The sequence below is a fragment of the Niastella sp. sgz303648 genome, assembly GCF_059587045.1.
On the sequence record NZ_JCAPSW010000005.1, the window covers coordinates 567,401 to 590,171 of the forward strand.

Below are 22,771 nucleotides of genomic sequence, written 5' to 3' on the forward strand. Positions count from 1 at the left end.
ATCGGGATGCTCGAAAATTTTTATGGTTCATTTCATACTTGATGGCCATTTAACAGGTATACTTTAACACAAAACTCATTGCCGGAGTCTGTGATCTCTATTCCTTTATTTGCAATAATCTGATAACGCTGATTCAGGTTTTTTAGTCCGGTGCCGGTAGTTTCTACAGGCTTTGCAGGCATTTTATTGTTGCTGACCAAAATAGCATCCCCATATATATAATGAATGCTGATGCGCAAAGGTCTTTTTTCTGTGAATGAGTTATGTTTAATAGCATTTTCCACCAGCGCCTGAAGGGCATAGGCCGGTATCTGCATATTATATACATTATGCGGAATGTTCACATCAAAGATCACCGAGTTTTCAAAACGCACTTTTTGCAGATCGATATAATCATTGGTGAATTTTAATTCCTGCTCTACCGATACCAGGTCGCTTTTATGCACTTCTATAGAATAGCGAAGAAATTCCGACAGCTTTATTGAATACTCCTCAGCCTCATCAGGATCATCTTTTATTAAAGATTTTAGTACACTCAATGTATTGAATAGAAAATGTGGCTGAAGTTGTTGTAGTAACACCTGTTTCTGTGCTTCCAGATTACTTACTTTAAGTTCCTGTATCTCAATTTCAGCATCCTTATTTTTTTGAATTACCAATATGGAGTTACAGATTATTAAAATGATGGTGTTGATGGCAAGCATTGTAACAAAAGGATATACAATTAAAATATTCCTTCTAAAAGACAATTCACCTTCGGAAATAAAAGATGGTGGTGGCCATAATTGTCTTAGAAAAATAAGCAGAAGATGAAAAGTAACTACAGAAGTATAACTGAAAACATACCATTTCCACTTTTTTTCTGTTCCTGCGTAGCGGATGATGCAAATATTAATGAACCAGAAAATGAGTACATTAACTGTAATGGCCAAAACCGCAAACAATACATATTTGGGCGGCACTTTACTAAAAACGTAAAAAGGAGTTGCGCCATATAAAGCAATTATTGGCGATGAAATAAGGGCAATCCTAATGAGTCTTGTATATAGGCCTCTATCCATATCACCACAAAATTAAATTATTATAAATTAAACAATTGGCGACATAAATGCCGCTTAACCGGGCATTTGTCCTCTGTTTTATGATCATTTGCCCTTTGAGTTTGCATTTTGTCCAGTACAGTAAAGCTTACATATGTTGTTTTCTGTTTATGCCGCACTTTTGAGCATCATTTAGAAAACGCACCTCCATGAAATTAAAAAAGAAAATTAACCTGTTTTCAATATTAGTATTGGCGGGTCTTTTATGTACCGCAAAAATTCAAGCCCAACAAAGGTTTGTTTTAAGCGGCACTGTAAAAAGTAAAAAAACGGGAGAAACAATTATCGGGGCTTCCATAAAACTGCTGAATAAACCGGGTGGTGTTGCATCCAATGAATATGGCTTTTATTCAATCACACTGTCTCCCGGTACTTATAATATAGAAATAAGTGCCGTAGGTAAAAAAAGCGACACGCTGTTTGTATCGATGACTAAAGACATTGTACAGAACATTTATTTATTCGACGAGCCAAAAGGATTGGGAGAAGTGATCGTAACTGCAAGTACCCGCGGAGGAAGAACTATAAGCGGCACACAAACCGGCGTTGAAAAATTAAGTACAAGGGAAATAAAAAATATTCCTGTGTTGCTGGGTGAAAAAGATGTTTTAAAAACCATCCAGTTATTGCCAGGTATCAAGTCGGCCGGCGAGGGCAATTCCGGCTTTTTTGTACGGGGCGGTTCTTCTGACCAAAACCAGATTTTATTGGATGAAGCAAATGTGTACAATGCATCACACCTTTTAGGGTTTTTCTCCACTTTTAACTCGGATGCAATAAAAGACGTAACTGTTTATAAAGGCGGAATGCCGGCGCAGTACGGTGGCAGGTTATCATCGGTATTAGACATAAAAATGAATGATGGTAATAACCAGGATTATAGTGTGAGCGGCGGTATTGGTCTTATATCGGCAAAGCTTAATGTAGAAGGGCCTATACAAAAAGACAAATCATCGTTCCTCGTTACCGGGCGGCGTACCTATGCCGATATTTTTTTAAAGGCTTCGAATGACTCTACGGTAAAAGACAGCAAACTATATTTCTACGACCTGAATGCAAAAATGAGTTATGACCTGGGCAGTAAAGACAGGCTGTATTTCAGCGGCTATTTTGGCCAGGATAAATTAGGCGTGGGAGACCAGTTTTCCATTAACTGGGGCAACGCTACCGGTACCGTAAGATGGAATCATATTTTCAGCAAAAGGCTTTTTTCCAACACTTCTTTAATATACAGCAACTATGATTACGATCTGCGATTAAAAACAGGCTCCAATGATTTCAAAATTTTTTCCCAGATCAGGGACTGGAACCTGAAACAGGATTATCAACTGAATGCCGGCGCCAGGAACAATGTACGGTTTGGCTGGAGCAGTATTTATCACACAGTAAGGCCCGGAGAAATAACCGCCTCTGCGACATCAAGCATCAACAGCAAAACCCAACAAAAAAAGTATTCGCTTGAAAATGGCCTGTATGTCACTAATACCTGGAAAGCTTCAGATAAAATAGATATTACTTATGGCCTCCGCTTAACAAATTTTGTGGTATTGGGCAAGGGCGATTTCTATAACCTGGATAACAAGGGACAGATCATTGATACGATCAGCTACAAAGACGGAGAAGTAGTAAAAACCTACTGGAACCTTGAACCCCGGCTGGCCATTGGCTATCAGTTTAACGCCAGTACATCGGTAAAAGCTTCGTATGTGCGCAACACACAAAATATGCACCTCATCACGAACAGTACCAGCAGTACGCCTACCGACAAATGGGTGAGCAGCACCAATATCATCAAACCTGAAATATCTGACCAGGTATCCCTTGGCTATTACAAAAACCTGGCAGCGAATAAATATGAACTGACGGTTGAAGCATACTATAAAAACATGCAAAACCAAATCGATTACCGCGATGGGGCAAATGTATATACCAACGAGGCTATTGAAACACAGTTATTGTATGGCAAAGGAAGAGCCTATGGCATAGAATGGTTGCTAAGAAAAAAAGCGGGAAAGCTCACAGGCTGGGTAAGTTATACCCTGTCGAAAACGGAACGCAAAATCGACGGCATCAATAACAACCAGTGGTATAACGCCAGGCAGGACAGGACACATGATATTGCCATTGTTGGTATTTACCAATTGAACAAAAAATGGACATTGTCGGCCAACTGGATTTATTATACCGGCAATGCCGTTACTTTCCCTAATGGTAAATACACCGTTGGTGGTCAAACGGTGTATTACTATACAAACAGGAATGGTTACCGTATGCCTGCTTATCACCGGCTTGATTTTGGCGCCACCAAACAGCTAAAACAACATAAGAAGTGGAGTAGCGAAATTGCTTATAGTCTGTACAATGTGTATGGCAGGGAAAACGCATACTCTATTACATTCAGAGATAATAAAGACAACTCAAATAAAACGGAGGCCGTACAAACATCTCTTTTCCGGTGGGTGCCCTCTATTTCCTACAACTTTAAATTTTAATTGCTTACAATGAGGATTATATATTCAGCTCTGGCAGTAATAGTATTGTGCAGTTCATGCGAAAAAGTGATACACGTTAACCTCGATGAAGCAGAAAAAAAATATGTGATCGAGGGAGAAGTGTCGAATATACCTTCTGCCGCAAATACAGTGAAAATTTCACAAACAAAGAAATTCGAAGAAGAAAATACCTTTTCAGGAATAAGCGGCGCCATCGTTAATATACAGGTAAATAACGGAACAATGTATGCATTGCCCGAAACAACAAAAGGCATATATACAACAACTGCTTTTACCGGCACACCGGGTTCTGTATACAAACTTATTGTATCTATAAATGGTACTGTTTTTACTGCTACCTCCCAAATGCCAACTCAGATAGTGCCGTTGGATACGCTCACCGTTGAAGATTTATCATTTGGCGAGATTAAGAAAACCATTCAACCCGACTATAAGGACCCATTGGGTTTGGGAAACAATTACCGCTTTATTGAATATGCCAATGGTGTGCAGGTGAAACATGTTTTTGTTCAGGATGATGAAGTGAGCGACGGCCTCCGGATCACATCGCCGCTTATTAATGTAGACGGAAAGTTAAAAACAGGCGATGTTGTAAAGGTGGAAATGCTATGTATAGATAAAGATGTTTATAAATACTGGTATAGTTTAGATCAGGCTGCCACAGGCAACAGCAGTGTTACACCGGCTAACCCCGTTAGCAATATCAGCGGAGACGCCATGGGATATTTTAGTGCCCATAGTGTAACCAGTAAAACGATCGTTATTCCATAATTAACATTGAGAAACCAGCTATAACACATGTTGAAGTTATTGTGGGGAAGTTATTGGTAGGTTCATACATGGGTACATATAGTGCGGAGTGTGCCGGCAAACCGGATTGAAGGTGAGGGGTGCCGGCCCTCCCACTAATTTGATTCGTGTTAAAGTAAAAAACTGGTCATGGTCATACAAAAAAACTACTGCTATAAGCCAATCCGTCAAACAATCATGGTGATGCTGCTATTTGCCTTCGCGCAAAAATCGCATAGTCAGACACTGCCTGCAAAAAAAGACAGCTTGGCCTACGAATGGGAAATCGACAAATACAACCGTTGGCAGAAAGTATATACGAAGTTGTTAGCATCTGAGACCGATTCGCTGAGAAGGAGATTAAAAAACAGGTTCATTATTGGGTTTTCGATGGGCTCCTTTTTTATCCCTGGTTATGCAAAAGGGCAAGCAGACAGGAACACGGGTGTAGATATGGCTGCCGTAAAAAAAGTATTGGGAATGAACTGTGAATTCTTTGTTGGCCCCAAAAGCAGGATAGGCATTGAACTGCAATGGCATAAGGCGCCTCAAAAATTCAGTATGACGACCGATGGTACGGCCGTATCTATCAGTGGTGGCGGGGGCAGCAGCATCCTCCTGTTTGGCTATTGCAAACAAACTCTTGGCAATCTGTTTTCACGGAACAGAATGGAAAACAAAATTCGTTTGCTGAAAACAGATTCCCTGAATGAAACCGCCCTACATGAGTTAAACAGGGTGGGCAGAAAAGTAAATGCAATACCCCGGTTCTATGCATTATTGGGAGCAGGTATTGTTAGCACCAATCTTCTGAAAGTCAAAGGCAGCGGAGGCCCCGACAACATTAATGTGAAAATATATAACCAAACCCCTTACGCAGCCGAAGCAGGGTTTGGCTTTTTTAGCCGTACCGGTAAACATATTTGCTTTGACCTCGCCTGTAAGTATATTGTTTCCACTGCCTATTCGCCTGAGATCGGGGGGCTGAAATCCTATACAGGCCTCAAATTGCAACTGAATATTGGCTGGATGTTAAATGCAGGTTTCAGCAGGCTAAAAAAACAGTGATTTTTAAACCAGCAACCTGAGACTCACTCACATACAAATTTCCTACGTTCACATACAACTATTGCATTATATATAATTTGGTTGTACTTTCGCCCCGCTCTACACTGAATGAACAAGCATTTTTAGCCTGCTATATACCCCTATTCACTTTCCTATCAAAGATCAACGGCAAATTAGCAGCCGCTTTCTGCGGCTGAAGTACGATCAGGTATTAATCCTGACCGGCTATTGATTTTTATTTTGTTCAACATAACCCGAACCATGAAGCAAATTCTACACCCTTCAAAACCTTTATTTAAACAAAAAAACGGCCTGCCCATTTGTTTACGGCCGGTATTCATTCTTTTACTGTTGCTTCGGTTTTATGCAGGATCAGCACAGGTGGTATTGTATGTAGATGATGTAAATGGTAATGATGCCAATACCGGAATTTCCTGGACCAATGCGCTGAAAACAGTTTCTATGGCGCTGAACACAGCCAGGTTAAATAGTGCTGTCGACAGCATACTTGTTGCAAAAGGCACCTACTACCCTACCGGTGTACAAAACGGAACAAACAGAGATAGCAGCTTTGTAATTGTACGTGGCAAATTAAAATTGTATGGCGGTTACCCCAACGGCGGCGGACCCCGGGATATTGCCAATAACTCCACGATATTAAGTGGCGACATCGGCGTATTGAACGACACTACCGATAACAGCTACCATGTAATGGTGATAGCCGGTAATATTGCCGCCACAGCCGATAGTATCGTGGTAGATGGGTTTACAATTACAAAAGGGAATGCCAATAGCTCCGGCTCTCCTTACTATGGATCTTCGCAAATTTATCAGGGCCACGGCGGCGGCATGTATGTAAAAGACAATGCCACCGGTCAAAAAACAGCCTTGCGTAACCTCACCATCACCTTTAATACGGCAAACATACTGGCCGGCGGATTGGAAATTAACATCGCTTCTCCCTACATACAGAATTGCTCATTTACGAATAACCATTGCATTAACTATGGAGGCGCTATGGCAAACGATAACCAGGCCAGCCCTTACGTTACCGGATGCAGCTTTACCGGTAATACGGCAAACAACCTCGGCGGTGTAGTCTTTACTCAAAACAATACGTCGACCCCTTCATTTATCAATTGTAGTTTTACAGGAAACAATGCGATACCACTTCCTCCCAACAGCAATTATACGTTCGGTGGAGCACTGTTTAATAATACCGGATCAAATACAACAATTACTAATTGCATTTTTACGGCAAACAGGTCTACCGGTGGTGGTGGTGCCATTTGCAGCGACAACGGCGCCGTTACTACTATTACGTATAGTGTATTTGACAGTAATATCTGTTTAAATGCTGTGGGCACTATTGGCTCCGGGGGCGCTCTGCAAATAAGTGGTGTTGGCGGAACTTTCAACGTCACCAACAGCGTGCTGGTCAACAATATTGCCGGTGGCACCGCTGACGACGGCGGCGGCGGTATAATGGTGTATAGCGGTACATTCAATTGCGTTAACGTGACGTTGGCGGGTAATACAACACAAAGCGTCATAAAGCCCAATAGCAATGGCATCAGCGTTGTGGCAGGCGCTACCTGTAATTTCAGCAACAGTATCGCCTGGGGCAATGCGGCACAGCAGGTGCATAATCTTGGTACGATTAATTATAATTATTCACTTGTACAGGGCATAACAGCTACCCTGCCTAACCTGAGCATCGACCCGCAATTTGTAAATGCCGGCAACCCGGTTGGTGCAGATGGTATTTGGGGTACAACCGATGACGGCCTGCACCTTACCAATTGCAGCCCTGCAGTGAATATGGGCAGCAATGCGCTCGTTCCCGGAAGCATTACTACCGATCAGGCAGGCAATGCCCGCATTTTTGGCCCGGCGGTTGACATGGGTGCATATGAGTTTCAAAGCGCCATTGCCACCATCAGTTTCACCAATGTGGTTAAAACCTATGGCGATGCTGATGCCGCTGTGCCAAATGTATTGAACTGCTCTGGTTTGCCGTTAACATTCACTATTGCCGATAATAGTATTGCCACTATTGTCAGCGGTAACCTGCATGTAATAAAAGCAGGCACAACCACCATTACAGCCCATACAATAAACGGTGCACCCGATGTAACAGTAACCCTTACTGTAAATCCCAAACCGGTAACAGTAAGCCTTACGTCAACAACAGTCAGTAAAGTGTATGATGGTAATACAAACGCCACCATCAGTACAGGCAATTTACAGTTTGCACCCGGTGATGTGGTTGGAACCGATGATGTAGCGATTGCCTTAAGCAGCCCTTTGGCTTTTTACGATACAAAAAATGTGGGCACCGGCAAAACGGTAACCGTACCCCTGGCCAATATTAGTTTAACCGGATCTACTGCCCCCAATTATATTATTTCCAATACAATTGATATCAGCTCAGCTACAGGCATAATAACGCCGTTTGCCATTACAATAACGGCCAACGTGCAATCGAAAGTTTATGGCGATGTTGATCCGGCATTAACATACACCTTCACGCCGGCCCTGATCAGCGGCGACGCATTTACCGGTTCGCTGGTTCGAACTCCCGGTGAAAATATTGGTTCGTATGCCATTAACCAGGGTACGCTTACCCCCGGCAGTAATTATGCCATTACTTACAGTACCGGTAACCTCACCATTACACCCAAAATGATCACCATAACTGCCGATGCCAAAACAAAAGGCTATGGAAATGTTGATCCCCTGTTAACCTACACGTTCACCCCGGCATTGGTGGCAGGTGATGCTTTCACCGGTTCTTTGGATAGAATACCCGGTGAAAATATTGGTTCGTATGCTATTAACCAGGGTACATTGACATTAAGCAGCAACTATACGATCACGTATAATAGCGACAACTTAACTATTACAACGAAAACAATAACGGTTATCGCCGGCGCCAAATCAAAAATATATGGCGATGCTGATCCGGCATTCACTTATACTTATTCACCGGCGTTGGTTGGCAGCGATGTATTTACCGGAGCATTAGGCAGAATGCCCGGTGAAAATGCAGGCATCTATGCCATTACGCAAAATACGCTGGCATTAAGCAATAATTACCTGATAAATTATGTACCGGCCAACCTGATTATCGATAAAGCAGTGCTTACAGTTACAGCAGCCGATAAAACGGTTTGTTTGAATGGAACGCTTACATCCGTACCTGTTAGCTATACCGGGTTTAAATTCAGTGATAATGCCACTTCTATAAGAAGATCGCCTGTAGTGAACATTCCTTCTTATACTACGGCAGGAACTTACACGCTCACACCTTCCGGTGGTTTGGCCAATAACTACACTTTCAATTACGTGAATGGTGAGTTAACCGTATTACCCATACCAACCGGCAATATTGCACAGGTGCCGATAGGGCCGGGAATAATAACCACGCCCAATGTAACCAGCGGCATGCAATTGTACGCACCAATGGGTTTGAGTTACAGGTATACATGGAGCACCGGCGAAGCCGGATCTTCGATAGTGGTGCAATCATCCGGCAACTATTGGGTAACGATTACCAACACTGATGGTTGCGCTGCAACATTCAATACAGCTGTAAAACAGCTAACGCTCATCATCCCCAATATTTTTTCACCAAATGGCGATGGTATTCATGATAAATGGGTTATTGAAAACCTCGAAAATTATCCGGGCAATGTAGTGCAGATCTATAACCGGTACGGACAGGCCGTATATAAGATGGTTAATTATATGCCCTGGGATGGAAAGGTAAATGGCAAGGATATGCCCGTAGGAACCTATTACTACATCATCGATATGAAAAACGGACAAAAACCGGTAACCGGGTTTATTGACATAATCAGATAATCAATTCAGAATAAATAGCACTAAAATGAAAAAGTTCCTGTTGTTGTTTGCGGGCATGTATGTATGCCATGTTGTTTTTGCGCAGCAAAGGTCACACTATACCCAATACATTCTCAATAACTATATACTTAATCCGGCCCTGAGCGGTATTGAAAACTATACTGATGTTAAGATCAGCGCCAGGGATCAATGGGTGGGTATTAACGGCGCACCGCGCACCGTTTATGCAACCATACATGGCCCGATCGGTAAAAAAGATTTTAGAACTACCGCCACCTCCTATGATGTTCCCGGTGAAAATCCAAGAGGCAATGCTTACTGGGAATCCTATACAGCAGCAGAGCCGCATCATGGTATAGGCATGAGCATCATCAATGACAGAACGGGCAATTTCAACCGGTTTACGGCCAATGTAAGTTATGCATATCATCTTGGGTTAAGTGCACGAACAAGTTTGGCTGCCGGTTTTGCAGCAGGTATATCTTCGATAGGTTTAAATGCAAACGGCAAAGCTTTTTTTGGATCTGACCCTTCAGATCCCAGCGTTGGAGGTGCAGTGGCCGGCAACCTGCGAAAAATAAAACCTGATTTTTCTGCCGGACTGTGGTTATATTCTGCCAATTATTTTATCGGCTTGTCGGGCCAACAGATCATTCCTCAAAAATTAGCGTTTACAGATGATGCTACTTTTAAAACCACCGGCAAACTGATACCGCATATTTTTCTTACGGCCGGCTACCGGTTTTTGCTGAATGAAGATATCAATGCCCTTCCCTCGGTAATGGTGAAATATATCAGCGGGGCATTTAAAAACGATTACCAGGCCGAATTGAATGTAAAACTGCAATACCACGACCTGTTATGGATTGGCGGAAGTTACCGGCAGTTCGACGGATATGCGGCCATGTTGGGTATTAATGTAGCTAATACGTTCAACATAGGGTATGCCTATGATTTTACAAAAACCGATCTTCAAACATATAGCAAAGGCACGCATGAATTAATGATCGGCTTTTTGATCGGCAACCGTTATGGGGATACTTGTCCTCGAAATGTGTGGTAAAGATGTTGTAACCGGCATATTGTTCGCTGTATTTTGGTCATTACCGGATGAATTAAGGTCATTACAGGCTGTATTTACAATTATGTTAGCCTGCCAGAGCAATGTGCGGGAAAGTCTTAACTAAAAACAGGGCCCCGGGTAACCGGGGCTCTTTTTTTATCCCTGCTATACAAGTACTTACTTCTGAGTACATACTTTAAAAAACAGTGAAAAAACGGTTTTTAGAACAGATCGAATACAATACCTTTCATAAGGTTACATTTTGAGTTTCCGCCGATTTCCTCCCTATCCAAAGGTTAATGCTCTCCGTTAAGGTTATGATAGTGGTTATTTTAAATCATTCATCATTATTTCTTATTTACGAAAAGCATTGTTTCTATGAGAACCAGCGTTTTTATTATAATCATTCTATCCCTGATACCTTATTTGTTGCAGGGGCAGAACGATTCCCTGCAATACATCGCAAAACTTACAAATCTCCCCCTCGAACAATTGCTGAATATTCAGGTTATTACAGCTGCAAAATTTGAACAGAAAATAAGCGAGGCTCCTTCAACAATGATGGTGATTACCGATCAGCAAATTGCCGAAAGAGGGTATGAACAGTTGGAAGATGTGTTGCGCGACATTCCCGGCGTTGATTTGATACATATATATGGATTAGCCCCCAGCCTTATAACTTTCCGCGGAATGTATGGCGATGAAAACCGCAGATTGCTTTTTATGATCGACGGAATTGTAGAAAACAATATTATCGGCACTTATGAAATAGCCGGCCCTGCATACAGTTTGCATAATGTAAAACGAATAGAAATACTCTGGGGTCCCGGCTCGGCTCTTTATGGCGCGAATGCTTTCGGCGCGGTTATCAATATGATTACAAAAAAAGGCGCAGATATAAACGGGCTGCAATATCAGAAAGGATATGGCGCTTTTAATACTTCGATTGATAATGTAATGTTGGGAATTAAAAAATCTAATATTGACGTAGCGCTTTCCGGTTCTCTTTTCAATACAAACGGACCGCGCTTTACCAACCATCATCCAAAATATTCTAATTCGTATGTAGATCATGCATGGTCGTTCAATGGGGCTATTTCTTTCACGCTGAAAAAAATTAAAACTACATTGGGCGCCAGCGCCTATCAAACTCCCTGCGGACAGGGAGAGCTCACCGGTTCACCTACGATTCTTCTGGAGCTTCCATCACAGGGAAATGGAAATACGGGAAAAGGCGGTATCATGCCTGCTGATTTCAATGGAGAAAAAGCATCCTTAATAGACAGATTTTCACGTACCGCATTCCTGAATATTGAATATTTACCCAATGAAAAATTGAGCCTTGCAGTAAGAGCGCAATACAAGGAAACAGGAGTGTCGGACAAATCGTATTTCTATAGTAATCCGCCGGGGCAAAATTTTTTATCCAGGGGCATATATGCCTATGACGCCAATCGTATCAAGGGTGAAATTTCAGCAAACTATATAATTTCTCAACATCACACGCTTTCAGCAGGATTTCAATTTTCGCAGGATAACCTTGAACGCGGATTAAGAGGAGTAATCCCCGATACTAAATTTGACACCGTTGAACATATCCGGGTAACAAATATTCACGCAACATTTAAGCCACGGGAATATACCATTCAAAATAATGTGGGCTCTTACCTGCAATATGTGTTGAATACAACCTTTTTGAGAAAAACCAATCTTACCCTTGGCGTAAGATATGATAACAATAATGTTTATGGCGCCACCATCAATCCCAGGATCGGGTTAATTAACCAGCCACACGAAAAAATAACCATTAAATTACTTTTCGGCAGCGCATTTCGTGCTCCGACCAACTTTGAGCTTTACACGTTTGGTGCTACATTAATGCCAAACCCCGATTTGAAGCCCGAAAAAATTAAAACCTATGAAGCAAACATAATTTATGCTCCTGTAAAAATTTTATCCGTTCAAGCCAATATATTCCAAAATGAACTTGAGGATGTTATTATTCAGACTGTGCCTGTGGGGGGTAGTATATTGCAAAATCAAAATGTGGGAACTGCATCTATCAAAGGACTTGAAACGAGGGTTGATATTATTCCTTCAAAATCATTTTCAGGATTTGTGAATTTTACTTACCAGAAGGGGAAACAAAATAACGGAACTAAACAATCAGATATTCCCAACATTGCGAATATAAAAGGCAATATTGGCCTTTCCATTCATATTGCAACCCTGGTTAATATAAGCATAATAGAAAATTGGGTGGGTAAACGTTCAGTGCCTGCAACCAATCCGCTGGGAAAGGTGAATGAATATTTCATCACCCAATTTGTTATTAGTACAAATAAATTATTTAACAACCGGGTAAGTGCAGGTTTGAATATCCGCAACCTGTTCGATCAAACTTATTATGATCCGGGCATCAGATCAGCAGATGGAAATTTTTATCCAACTGTTAATGACCAACCCGGAATAAACGGATTATTTAAAATTTCTTTACATCTTTTTTAACCTGTTCCGTTTTATACAATTTTTCTTTTTTCTGCTGGCTGAACTTTGTGCATAAATTATAAATCATGTCAGCAAATTTTGAAAAATTCAGGAACCTGCACCTGGCAAAAAATTTATTTATTCTCCCAAACGCCTGGGATGCAAAAAGTGCTTTGGTTTTTGAAGAAAATGAATATCCTGCTATTGGCACTTCCAGTGCAGCAGTAGCAGCAAGTATTGGCTATGAAGATGGCGAAGGTATGCCATTCTCTGATTACCTGTTTGTCATTAGAAGAATACTGGCTTCTGTAAAAATTCCGGTGACCGTTGATTTGGAAATGGGTTATGGGAAAACCGATACTGAAATATTTGACAACATTCAGCAATTGATTGAGTTGGGAGTAGTAGGGATAAACATTGAAGACTCATCAATAAGCAATTCAAAACGTTCATTGAAAGATGCAAAAGAATTTGCGAAAACAATTGAATACATTAAGCAAAAACTATCATCAAAAAATTTATCGCTCTTTGTTAATATTCGATGCGATACCTATATTCTTCATGTAAAAGAGAAGCAAAAAGAAACCCTCAATCGTTTAAAAATATATGAAACAACCGGAGCCGACGGAATATTCCTTCCCTGCATCAGTGACGAAGCTGATATTGCTGAAGCAGTTACCAATACAAAATTGCCCGTTAATGTAATGTGCATACCCGGGCTACCCGACTTTGACACATTGAATAAGCTGGGAGTAAAGCGGGCAAGCATGGGGCCATTTCATTTCACCAAAACTTACAAAAAAGCAAGCGAACTATCCCGCAAAATCACCGAAAAGAAAAGTTTTTCACCTATTATTTAATCTTAGCCGGTATTGTTGGAAAAAATGCTTAATGTTTTGCGACAGCTGTATTCTACCCTCTTCCACTGCTTTAGAACCACTCCCCTGTTACGGACACTTACTCCTGAGTAAGTACTTGTATAAAAGTAAGTACACCCCTACTTTTGTGTACGAACTTTTAAAAAGAATAAAAATAAACACATGAAAGTTACAGTAACAGGTTCTTTGGGAAATATCAGTCGTGTTCTCATCGAAAAATTAGTGGCAAATGGTCACGAAGTAAAAGTCATAAGCTCTAATGCCGAAAGGATTCAGGAAATTGAAAAACTGAACGCCATCCCATTGATTGGTTCGTTAGAAGATTATGCATTTATCAAAAAGTCGTTTCAGGGCAGCGATGCCGTTTACCTGATGATACCACCGGGTACCGCAGCAACCGACGAACAACAGGAAAAACAATACGTTAAAACCATTGGCGAACAGTATGCAAAAGCTGTTAGCGAAAACGGAATAAAGTATGTAATTAACCTGAGCAGCATTGGGGCGCATATTCTGAATGGTGCAGGTGCTGCAGGCGCACGATCTTATGGAGAACAGCAGTTGAACGCTTTGGAAAATGTAAACGTGCTGCACCTGCGCCCGGGCATGTTTATGACTAATTTTTATGGCGCCATCTCACTGATAAAGTATCAGAACATGCTGGGAAACAATTTCGACGGAACGGTAAATCTTCCGCTTACACACCCGAAGGATATCGCCAATGCTGCATTTCATGCTTTGAATGACCTGTCGTTTTCAGGTAAGCAAATTCAATACATTGTAAGCGACGAAAAAAACGGGTCAGAAATTGCCAAAACATTAGGCAATGCTGTAGGCAAACCTGATGTTAACTGGATTGCCTTTCCTGATGAACAGCTTTTGGGTGCCATGGTTCAAAACGGTTTTTCAGAAACAATGGTAAAGGTTTATATGCTTGAAGTTGGCGCCGCACTGCGCGATGGCAGTATGATGGAAGACTACAGCAAACACAAAGCCGAAGCAAAAGGTGGAACAACCTTGCAGGATTTTGCCAAAGAATTTGCAATGGCTTATCAGTTCAGTAATTAAAAATTCAAGTGATACAGTATAAAAAAGCCTTCCCGATTTGCCGGGAAGGCTTTCCTGTTAGTTATTTAAGCTGTTAAATCCTGGCAACTGTATCCTTGAAGAGGTCTACCTGAAAGAATATGCTATATCTCCCCCCATCACCGTTATCAAGCACCAATTCAATGTTAAACGGCCTATCAAAATCCGGAGCAGTAAGTTTCGGCGGCGACTTCCACTCCTGAAGATCCGAGTCGAATTCGATGAGATGTTTTGCATTTTGTCCGATCAGGTCGTCACCCATACCAAATACTGCACTGGTAGCGTCGCCAATGGTGCCTCCAAAAATATTTAATATCGATTGTATAGTAGATCCGATTATCGGATTGACTCCGAGTAAAGGAAGAGTCAGCTGCAATTTGGCAGCTGTGGCATTCAACGACTTTTCGACTTTGGCTGATGCCTCATCCGGAGACCCGGAGTCGTTCTCCATCGCTATAACAACAATGGTGAATGGTGGCTGAGCAGTTGTTGTGACAATAGTTTCAAGGAAAGTGTTGTTGAGAGAGCTCACGCCTTTAAAAGGGCCGAAAGTCTTTGTAACATTCTCTTCTTCATTCGACCCTATTACGCTTATTATGAAATATGGTTCATCACCATCACCATCTTCTTTTTCAGACTGTTGGTGGCAACGAAAGCCCACGCAACGTACTTCTCCACGAAACTTATGAAATCCCTGCGGACCATCCGTAAAATCGAGCAACTCGACCAGACCGCCGGAATACGTTTTGACAAACCGGCTATCCATTTGGCGTAAATCGCCCATTGGAATACCGATCCGGCCTGTTGCTCCTCCTGTACGTGCCTGATGGCGGATGAAGAGCGCTCTGCCTGTCTGTCGTTGAATACTTGCGTCCGGTTCACCGGTAAAATCCACAGAGTGGGTTACGTTCTCAAGAGCCCTTACCGAAGTAAGGTTCAGCGGGGCGAGAACCGTACGAATGCTGATGTTATTCATGCTTTTTTCCTCCTGTTTAGTTTACTTAAACTTATTAAAGAAGTTATTTAAGTTTTGCCTCCAGGGCAGCTACCCTTGCGTTGAGTGCTGATATTTGTGATTGAAGATTGCTTAACTCATTGTCAAGAAATACGGTGACCGGAGCCTTACCGCCGTCAACTTTTATACCTTGCACCTCATAAGAAATTCCACCATGAACTTTAAGAACAGGCAACAATTGTCCTTGTTCCCGCTTAGGTGTAATTTCGGTTAACCCTGTAATAGTAACACCGCCGGGGTAGTCCCCATTAAAGTTAATTGTCAAACCATCATTCTGATTGTGCACCAGCGCCCTTCTGAAGGGTCCCCCACCCTTGTGGCGTTCTGCCGAGTCGAGCATGAAATCGGAAGCGGTCGCCTTAACAACACGTCCTTCCAGTAATAAAAAACTACCATCAACCTGATCGAGCTTTACATCTGTAGCCATTTTAATTATTTTTAGCCGCAATTATTAAAAAGTTGGGCATTGCTTATGCGGTTCTATTCAATGCCAACTATGAATCAATGAAAAATTGTTGATTTTAAAACACCACTCGGCTTAAGAACAAATCCAGATAAAAGGGCTCACCATTGTGACCGGGTTTTCTGTTGCTTTACTTTGGGAGTCTTCTGCTACAATCATAACATTCGTAAAGTTTGAGTCATGATCGTGTGTGTTGCACCTGACTGAAAAATCAGTCACTTTAAAATTACCCTGTGCATCTGCTATGACGAAGATGCCCGGACTAAACTCGTCTGATCTTCCCGGAATGCCTCTATACTTAAATCGTATAGTATGCCCTGCCGAAAAGCCTTTTCCTGTAATAGTAACTTCGCCTCCAAATTGATTCTTTTTTGTGGTTGCTGTTATTGAACCTATCGGTTTTTGGTTCGTGCAACCAAATGATAATACAGTAATCATCATTACAATTAGAATTGCTACGTTTTTAAACATATAGTATATTTTTATGCAATAATTAGGATTGATAAAACTTAATTCTTTAAGAGATCAAATGGATATATAGTAAGGTCAGGTGCAAACATGTTAACCCCTTTAAAGGCCAACTTACTACTGCATACAAAAAACCATTTATAATCACCATTCACAACAGCATAGCGCAGCGTTTTAGCTTTGTATATATAACTTATATCATTATACTTTGTTGCTCCGGCAGGCCCAAGCGCCATATCAACTTTGTTGCCCGCTTTGAAACTTAATTTAAGATTTGTTGCAGTCCACATGGTTTGATCTAATGACTCCTCAGCAACGGTATTCAATGCCGCATTAACAATAGCCCACTTGTTTGCAGGCAAATTCTGAATGTTTGTTAATTTATTATCGTCGGATATATCGGCTTTGAAACCATTTCCGTTCGTTATGTCTACGCTGATGCTGCTATTCTCCATCTTCCAGGTGCCGGAATACTCACCTGATAATTCGTACCAGGTTAATGCACCGCTTTCTTTGAACTCTATGCTTACAGGTTGTGCAAGGGCGCCGGAATATTTAAACTCACCGGTCCATACAGTGTTTTTGAATAAAGAACTGTAATCTTTTTTAGTATCTTCTTTTTTACATCCGGTAAAACAAAAAGCTATAAGCAGGATGCTGGCTGTGATCATGAATGCATGTCTTTTCATAATTTTAATTTTAAATACTATTATTTATAGGTTGTTTACTTTTTGAAATACTTCCGAAGACGTTTTCATTAAATCCTGTATAAATATATATCGGCTTGCAGGCGCAAACCATCCCATATACATGGCAAATATTTATAGTATTCAATAGTTCTATGCCATGAATATGGCATACACTTAATTACAACAGAAATTATAGGTGACTATTACCGTTATTATGCGGAGAGCATTGGCTACTATAAGTTGCTGGCAGAAAGGTTATTATTTATTACCAAAACGTGCATTGATTTGTGCGCGGGAGTGCACATTGAGTTTCTGGTAGATATTCTTGATGTGCGAGTTCATCGTTTCAGGCGATATAAAACATTTCGAGGCAATTTCTTTATAACTTAATCCCTGTATAAGCAGTTCCAGTATTTCATGTTCGCGCTTTGTTAAATTAAATTCCTCCACATTCGTGGTCTTTTTTTTATGAAAGTATTCCATTACTTTTTTTGCTATCAATCCATTCATAGATGCCTTCCCCTCACTGAGTTCTCTGATAGCATCAAGAATTTTCTGCGGCGAGTCTTTTTTCAAAAGATATCCATTGGCACCGGCTTTAATAGCTGCGAATATTTTCTCATCTTCTTCAAAAACGGTCAGCATTAAAATTTTTATTTCAGGGAATACGGCTTTTAACTCAATAACTGCATCTATACCGCTTTTGCCCGGAAGATCAATATCCATGATCAATACATCCGGCATTTCTTTTACTACATCATCAATAATATTGCGGCAATGCTCCCTTTCAAATAGCAGTTGTATGTTATCGGCTCCGGTAAGGATCAGTCGCAACAAATCCCTGTACCTGCTTTGATCTTCTACAATGGCGGTCCTGATCATTGGAATGAATTTTTAAATAAATGCTTCTTTATAAGAAAGCGTGACCAACGTTCCTGCTTCCGCCCGGCTTTCAATGTCAAGTACTGCAGGCAACATGGCTGCACGCGCACGCATATTTTTTATTCCGGATCCCTGTGCAGGCAAATCAGTCAACTGCTGCTGAAACCCTTTTCCATCATCTTTAATGGTAATAATTACCTCACCATTTGAAAAACAAATATGAATATTGATGTGGCGCCCGTTTGAATGCTTTACAATGTTATTGAGCGTTTCCTGTAAAATGCGGAATATGATTATTTGCTTTTGCAGTTCAATAGTAAAGGGATTTCCTTCTTCTGAATAATGCACATTGAATAAATTCGTTTTACGGATTCTGTCTATTTCGGCAATAAAAGACTTTTGCCAGCCAAGACGGTTGATATTTTCGGGATTTATACTTCTTGAAATATCCCTGAGTGTATCCATCGCTTCATTTAATAAACTATCCACCTCTGTTAGCTTCTGTTGTTTATTCCCCGCTTCACCAATGGCCAGGGATCTTATATGTACCATTGCAATAGAGATAAGCGTACCAACATTATCGTGCAGTTCGCGGGAAATGGTTTCAAAAGCCTGCGATTGAATTTCCAAATGTGAACGCAGGAGTTCCCGGTCGAAATTATTTTTCATTTCAAACGTTTCCTGGCGAAACCGGTATTTTCTCTTTTGATTAATAAAAAGAGAAAGTACTATCAAACCAGTGAGCAGCAGGATGATCGCAGTACTTCCAAATAGGATCAGCGTGACTTCTGATAATTTCTCCTGCATAAAAAGCCGGTTATTAAAAGTATGTTCAGTAAGATAGTGTAGGAATTACAAAAATACAAATAGTAGAAACCGGTAAATTCCTTGTAGTGACTCCATAAATAGTTAAGCATCCCCAGAAAGGGCACCGTGCCGCCGAAATGAATAATAAAACCAAAACTGAACCAGAACCATGGATCCCGGGTGATTTGATCGCTTTCTTCACTAAGGTATAATTGTCTGAAATAACAGGCTGAAAGAAAAATCATGAAAATGCCGCCGCTAACTATAATGATTGTTTGAAGGTCATTAATACCAAATACGATGGATTCAACTATTACCAGCAATGGAAATAACATATGGAACCACCGGATACTGCTGTGAACATATTTGTTTTGAATTTCCTGATCATATAAATGCGCCAGGGTCATATACATTATCCAAAAAAAGATATTATACAACCAGTGATTTTTTATGCCATAATGCTTGGTAATATGCCCGCCAAGGTCAACACAAAAGTTAATTACCCATAATACAGACAACTTTTTGAGTGTATTAGGGTAATTATTCCGAAAGCTGATAAGGCTGATCACAGCAGCCAGTGCAACAACGAGTAAAGGAAAGGTCGATAACAATTCTCTGCCTGTCATTTCATCAAATCATTATAGTTTCTGTAGATGGGGCTGGTGGATTCAGGCCGGTGCCCTTATCGTTTATCCCGGGCATCAACGTAAGCATATTGTTATCAACTATAATATCGTCTGCAGAAAAAACAAGATCATCTGCAATATTAAAATTCTTTGCCGGTACCATGGCAATTGTTGCCTGCGTAATGCCATTAGCAGCTTCGAGCCATTTGCATCCTTTGACAAGCTCGCCATCAGTTCCCAACTTTTTTGCAGTAGGCGTGTCGTTTAACGGGAACCTGAGAAAATAGATGCGAACGCTATCGGCCTGCTGCTTTTTGATCTCAGCAATAAAATCTTCCAGATCTTGTAATTTGATCAGCCCTGATTTAGTGATAAATGGTAATTTGTCATTAGGATTGAAATGTAATATCCATCTCGTTAGATCCGTTGTGGTAAAATTCTGGTGCATGAAAATGGTATTTAGATGTGAATAAGTACAATGGATAAAGGTAACAGTAGTGTTGAGGTGTACAATCCCATGTTTATGGTATTCAACCTGGATTTGATTATCTCCTATAGGTTTTAACTATTAAAATATAGAATTAATCGATAATGCTTATCTTCCCAATAGCCTAACTTTATGCCCCCTGAACAAATACCAGGTGTAAACAATAGATTCAATCAATACCATAAATTATTAAAATGGAAAAAGTATCTAACGACATCAGTAAATGCCCGTTTCACAATGGCAGTTTGAAGCAAAATGTTGGCGGTGGCGGTACCAGAAACCGCGACTGGTGGCCCAACCAGCTAAAAATAAGTATTCTGCGTCAGCACTCATCCAAATCTAATCCGATGGGTGACAATTTTAACTACGCCGAAGCTTTTAAAAGCCTTGACCTCGAAGCGCTGAAAAAAGATCTTCATGCACTCATGACCGATTCACAAAGCTGGTGGCCGGCCGACTTCGGGCATTATGGCCCCCTGTTCATTCGCATGGCCTGGCATAGTGCAGGCACCTATCGTGTGGGTGATGGCCGTGGTGGTGCAGGTGCGGGACAACAACGTTTTGCCCCGCTTAACAGCTGGCCCGATAATGTGAGCCTCGATAAAGCCCGCAGACTGCTTTGGCCCATCAAACAAAAATATGGCAACAAAATTTCATGGGCCGATCTGATGATACTTACCGGTAATATAGCGCTGGAATCAATGGGTTTTAAAACATTTGGCTTTGCCGGCGGTCGTCCGGATGTATGGGAGCCCGATGAAGATGTGTATTGGGGTTCAGAAACTACGTGGCTCGGTGGCGACATTCGTTATGCCAATGGTTCGCACGGTGTGCCAAAGGAACATGGCGTAGTTTCGTCTGACGACAATGCAAACGGCGATATTCACTCCCGCAACCTTGAAAATCCGCTTGCTGCCGTGCAGATGGGGTTGATCTATGTGAATCCTGAAGGTCCTGATGGTAATCCTGATCCTATTGCTGCCGCTAAAGACATCCGTGATACGTTTGGCCGTATGGCAATGAACGATGAAGAAACAGTTGCCCTGATAGCAGGTGGACACAGCTTTGGCAAAACCCATGGCGCCGCTCCTGCTACCCATGTAGGCAAAGAACCTGAAGCCGCCGGTATAGAGTTGCAGGGCCTGGGCTGGAGCAACAGCTATGGTTCCGGTAAAGGAGCCGACACCATAACAAGCGGTCTCGAAGTTACCTGGACGAAAACGCCCACCAAATGGAGCAATAACTTCTTCGAAAACCTGTTTGGTTTTGAATGGGAGCTTTCAAAAAGTCCGGGCGGTGCACACCAGTGGGTAGCTAAAAATGCAGATAGTATTATTCCTGATGCATATGATGGTTCAAAAAAGCATGTACCAACCATGCTTACTACCGACCTCTCTTTACGGTTTGATCCGGTTTACGAAAAAATATCCAGGCGTTTTTTGGAAAACCCCGAAGCACTTGCAGATGCATTTGCCCGGGCATGGTTTAAATTAACGCATCGCGATATGGGTCCCCGTGCACGATACCTGGGCCCGGATGTGCCGGCAGAAGAACTGCTTTGGCAGGATCCTATACCTGCGGTAAACCACGTATTGATTGATGAAAAAGATATTGCAGCTTTAAAAGCAAAAGTATTGGCTTCGGGATTGAGCGTATCTGAACTGGTTTCTACAGCCTGGGCTTCTGCTGCTACCTTCAGGGGGTCTGATAAACGCGGTGGTGCTAATGGCGCCCGCATTCGTCTCGCTCCTCAAAAATACTGGAAGGTCAATAATCAGGCGCAGTTGCAAAAAGTACTGGATAAACTGGAAAGCATTCAAAAAGAATTTAACGCAACACAGTCTTCCGGAAAAAAAGTTTCGCTGGCCGATTTGATTGTACTGGCCGGTTGTGCCGGTGTTGAAAAAGCAGCGAAAGATGCAGGACAGGCGATCACAGTTCCGTTTACACCTGGCCGTATGGATGCTTCACAGGAGCAAACCGATGTTGATTCAGTTGGCTATCTTGAACCCGTTGCCGACGGTTTTCGCAACTACCGCAAATCAAAACTCCCTGTATCTACCGAAGCATTGCTGATAGATAAAGCACACCTGCTCACACTTACAGCACCTGAGTTAACCGTATTGGTGGGTGGTATGCGCGTATTGAACACTAATTTTGATGGTTCAAAACATGGTGTTTTCACGCAACGACCGGGCCTGCTTACCAACGATTTCTTTGTAAACCTGCTCGACATGAGCACTTCATGGAAAGCCGCATCTGAAGACAGAGAACTTTTTGAAGGCAGCGACCGTGCCACCGGTAAAATAAAATTTACAGGCACCCGTGCTGATCTTGTGTTTGGTTCTAACTCAGAACTGAGGGCTCTTGCAGAAGTGTATGGCAGTACCGATGCGCAGGATAAATTTGCGAAAGACTTTGTAGCAGCCTGGAATAAAGTGATGAATTTAGACAGGTTTGATTTAGTGTAATTTTCAAATTTG

The 22,771-nt window shown here is 41.6% G+C and carries 18 protein-coding genes; 9 read left to right on the forward strand and 9 right to left on the reverse strand.

What is annotated here, in order from left to right; translation table 11 throughout:
- Window positions 1-32: 32 nt before the first annotated feature.
- Window positions 33-1,061, reverse strand: coding sequence for a sensor histidine kinase (locus AC59IL_RS17890; RefSeq protein ID WP_496553542.1), 1,029 nt, complete (start codon window positions 1,059-1,061; stop codon window positions 33-35).
- 188 nt (window positions 1,062-1,249) lie between these two features.
- On the opposite strand from AC59IL_RS17890, the gene AC59IL_RS17895 reads away from it, so the two are divergent.
- The 8 genes from AC59IL_RS17895 (at window position 1,250) to AC59IL_RS17930 (ending at window position 14,833) form a co-directional block, all read left to right on the forward strand.
- Window positions 1,250-3,592 carry a TonB-dependent receptor gene (locus tag AC59IL_RS17895; protein ID WP_496553543.1) on the forward strand — a complete coding sequence of 781 codons (2,343 nt, stop codon included), beginning with the start codon at window positions 1,250-1,252 and terminating at the stop codon, window positions 3,590-3,592.
- A gap of 9 nt (window positions 3,593-3,601) precedes the next feature.
- Window positions 3,602-4,384, forward strand: a complete 783-nt coding sequence (locus AC59IL_RS17900) for a DUF4249 family protein (RefSeq protein ID WP_496553544.1) — start codon at window positions 3,602-3,604, stop codon at window positions 4,382-4,384.
- A gap of 168 nt (window positions 4,385-4,552) precedes the next feature.
- Entirely contained in the window at window positions 4,553-5,470 is a 918-nt protein-coding gene (locus tag AC59IL_RS17905) for a hypothetical protein (protein ID WP_496553545.1), read from the forward strand.
- Between the two features lie 261 nt (window positions 5,471-5,731).
- Complete coding sequence (locus tag AC59IL_RS17910; protein ID WP_496553546.1) at window positions 5,732-9,337, forward strand: MBG domain-containing protein; 3,606 nt, start codon at window positions 5,732-5,734, stop codon at window positions 9,335-9,337.
- A gap of 25 nt (window positions 9,338-9,362) precedes the next feature.
- On the forward strand, window positions 9,363-10,400 hold the full coding sequence (locus AC59IL_RS17915) for a PorP/SprF family type IX secretion system membrane protein (protein WP_496553547.1): 1,038 nt from the start codon (window positions 9,363-9,365) through the stop codon (window positions 10,398-10,400).
- 378 nt (window positions 10,401-10,778) lie between these two features.
- Entirely contained in the window at window positions 10,779-12,908 is a 2,130-nt protein-coding gene (locus AC59IL_RS17920; RefSeq protein ID WP_496553548.1) for a TonB-dependent receptor plug domain-containing protein, read from the forward strand.
- Window positions 12,909-12,973: 65 nt separating this feature from the next.
- Entirely contained in the window at window positions 12,974-13,747 is a 774-nt protein-coding gene (locus AC59IL_RS17925; protein ID WP_496553549.1) for an isocitrate lyase/PEP mutase family protein, read from the forward strand.
- 180 nt (window positions 13,748-13,927) lie between these two features.
- Window positions 13,928-14,833 carry an NmrA family NAD(P)-binding protein gene (locus AC59IL_RS17930; protein WP_496553550.1) on the forward strand — a complete coding sequence of 302 codons (906 nt, stop codon included), beginning with the start codon at window positions 13,928-13,930 and terminating at the stop codon, window positions 14,831-14,833.
- A 73-nt stretch (window positions 14,834-14,906) separates the two neighbouring features.
- Here AC59IL_RS17930 and AC59IL_RS17935 read toward each other — a convergent pair whose 3' ends face one another.
- The 8 genes from AC59IL_RS17935 to AC59IL_RS17970 form a co-directional block, all read right to left on the reverse strand.
- Window positions 14,907-15,827, reverse strand: a complete 921-nt coding sequence (locus AC59IL_RS17935; RefSeq protein ID WP_496553551.1) for a hypothetical protein — start codon at window positions 15,825-15,827, stop codon at window positions 14,907-14,909.
- 43 nt (window positions 15,828-15,870) lie between these two features.
- A complete protein-coding gene (locus tag AC59IL_RS17940; protein WP_496553552.1) occupies window positions 15,871-16,293 on the reverse strand; it encodes a hypothetical protein in 423 nt (140 codons plus the stop codon).
- A 111-nt stretch (window positions 16,294-16,404) separates the two neighbouring features.
- Window positions 16,405-16,800, reverse strand: coding sequence for a hypothetical protein (locus AC59IL_RS17945; RefSeq protein WP_496553553.1), 396 nt, complete (start codon window positions 16,798-16,800; stop codon window positions 16,405-16,407).
- 38 nt (window positions 16,801-16,838) lie between these two features.
- Entirely contained in the window at window positions 16,839-17,486 is a 648-nt protein-coding gene (locus tag AC59IL_RS17950; RefSeq protein ID WP_496553554.1) for a hypothetical protein, read from the reverse strand.
- Window positions 17,487-17,744: 258 nt separating this feature from the next.
- Window positions 17,745-18,368, reverse strand: coding sequence for a response regulator transcription factor (locus tag AC59IL_RS17955; RefSeq protein WP_496553555.1), 624 nt, complete (start codon window positions 18,366-18,368; stop codon window positions 17,745-17,747).
- A 12-nt stretch (window positions 18,369-18,380) separates the two neighbouring features.
- The gene (locus tag AC59IL_RS17960) at window positions 18,381-19,175 is read right to left on the reverse strand and encodes a sensor histidine kinase (protein ID WP_496553556.1); all 795 of its coding nucleotides are present in this window, start codon (window positions 19,173-19,175) and stop codon (window positions 18,381-18,383) included.
- The gene (locus AC59IL_RS17965; protein ID WP_496553557.1) at window positions 19,145-19,801 is read right to left on the reverse strand and encodes a hypothetical protein; all 657 of its coding nucleotides are present in this window, start codon (window positions 19,799-19,801) and stop codon (window positions 19,145-19,147) included. The genes AC59IL_RS17960 and AC59IL_RS17965 overlap by 31 nt, the downstream gene beginning before the upstream one ends.
- A 4-nt stretch (window positions 19,802-19,805) precedes the next feature.
- On the reverse strand, window positions 19,806-20,249 hold the full coding sequence (locus AC59IL_RS17970; protein ID WP_496553558.1) for a hypothetical protein: 444 nt from the start codon (window positions 20,247-20,249) through the stop codon (window positions 19,806-19,808).
- Between the two features lie 233 nt (window positions 20,250-20,482).
- Here AC59IL_RS17970 and katG point away from each other — a divergent pair, with 233 nt between their 5' ends.
- Window positions 20,483-22,759, forward strand: a complete 2,277-nt coding sequence (katG, locus tag AC59IL_RS17975) for a catalase/peroxidase HPI (protein ID WP_496553559.1) — start codon at window positions 20,483-20,485, stop codon at window positions 22,757-22,759.
- Window positions 22,760-22,771: the final 12 nt, after the last annotated feature.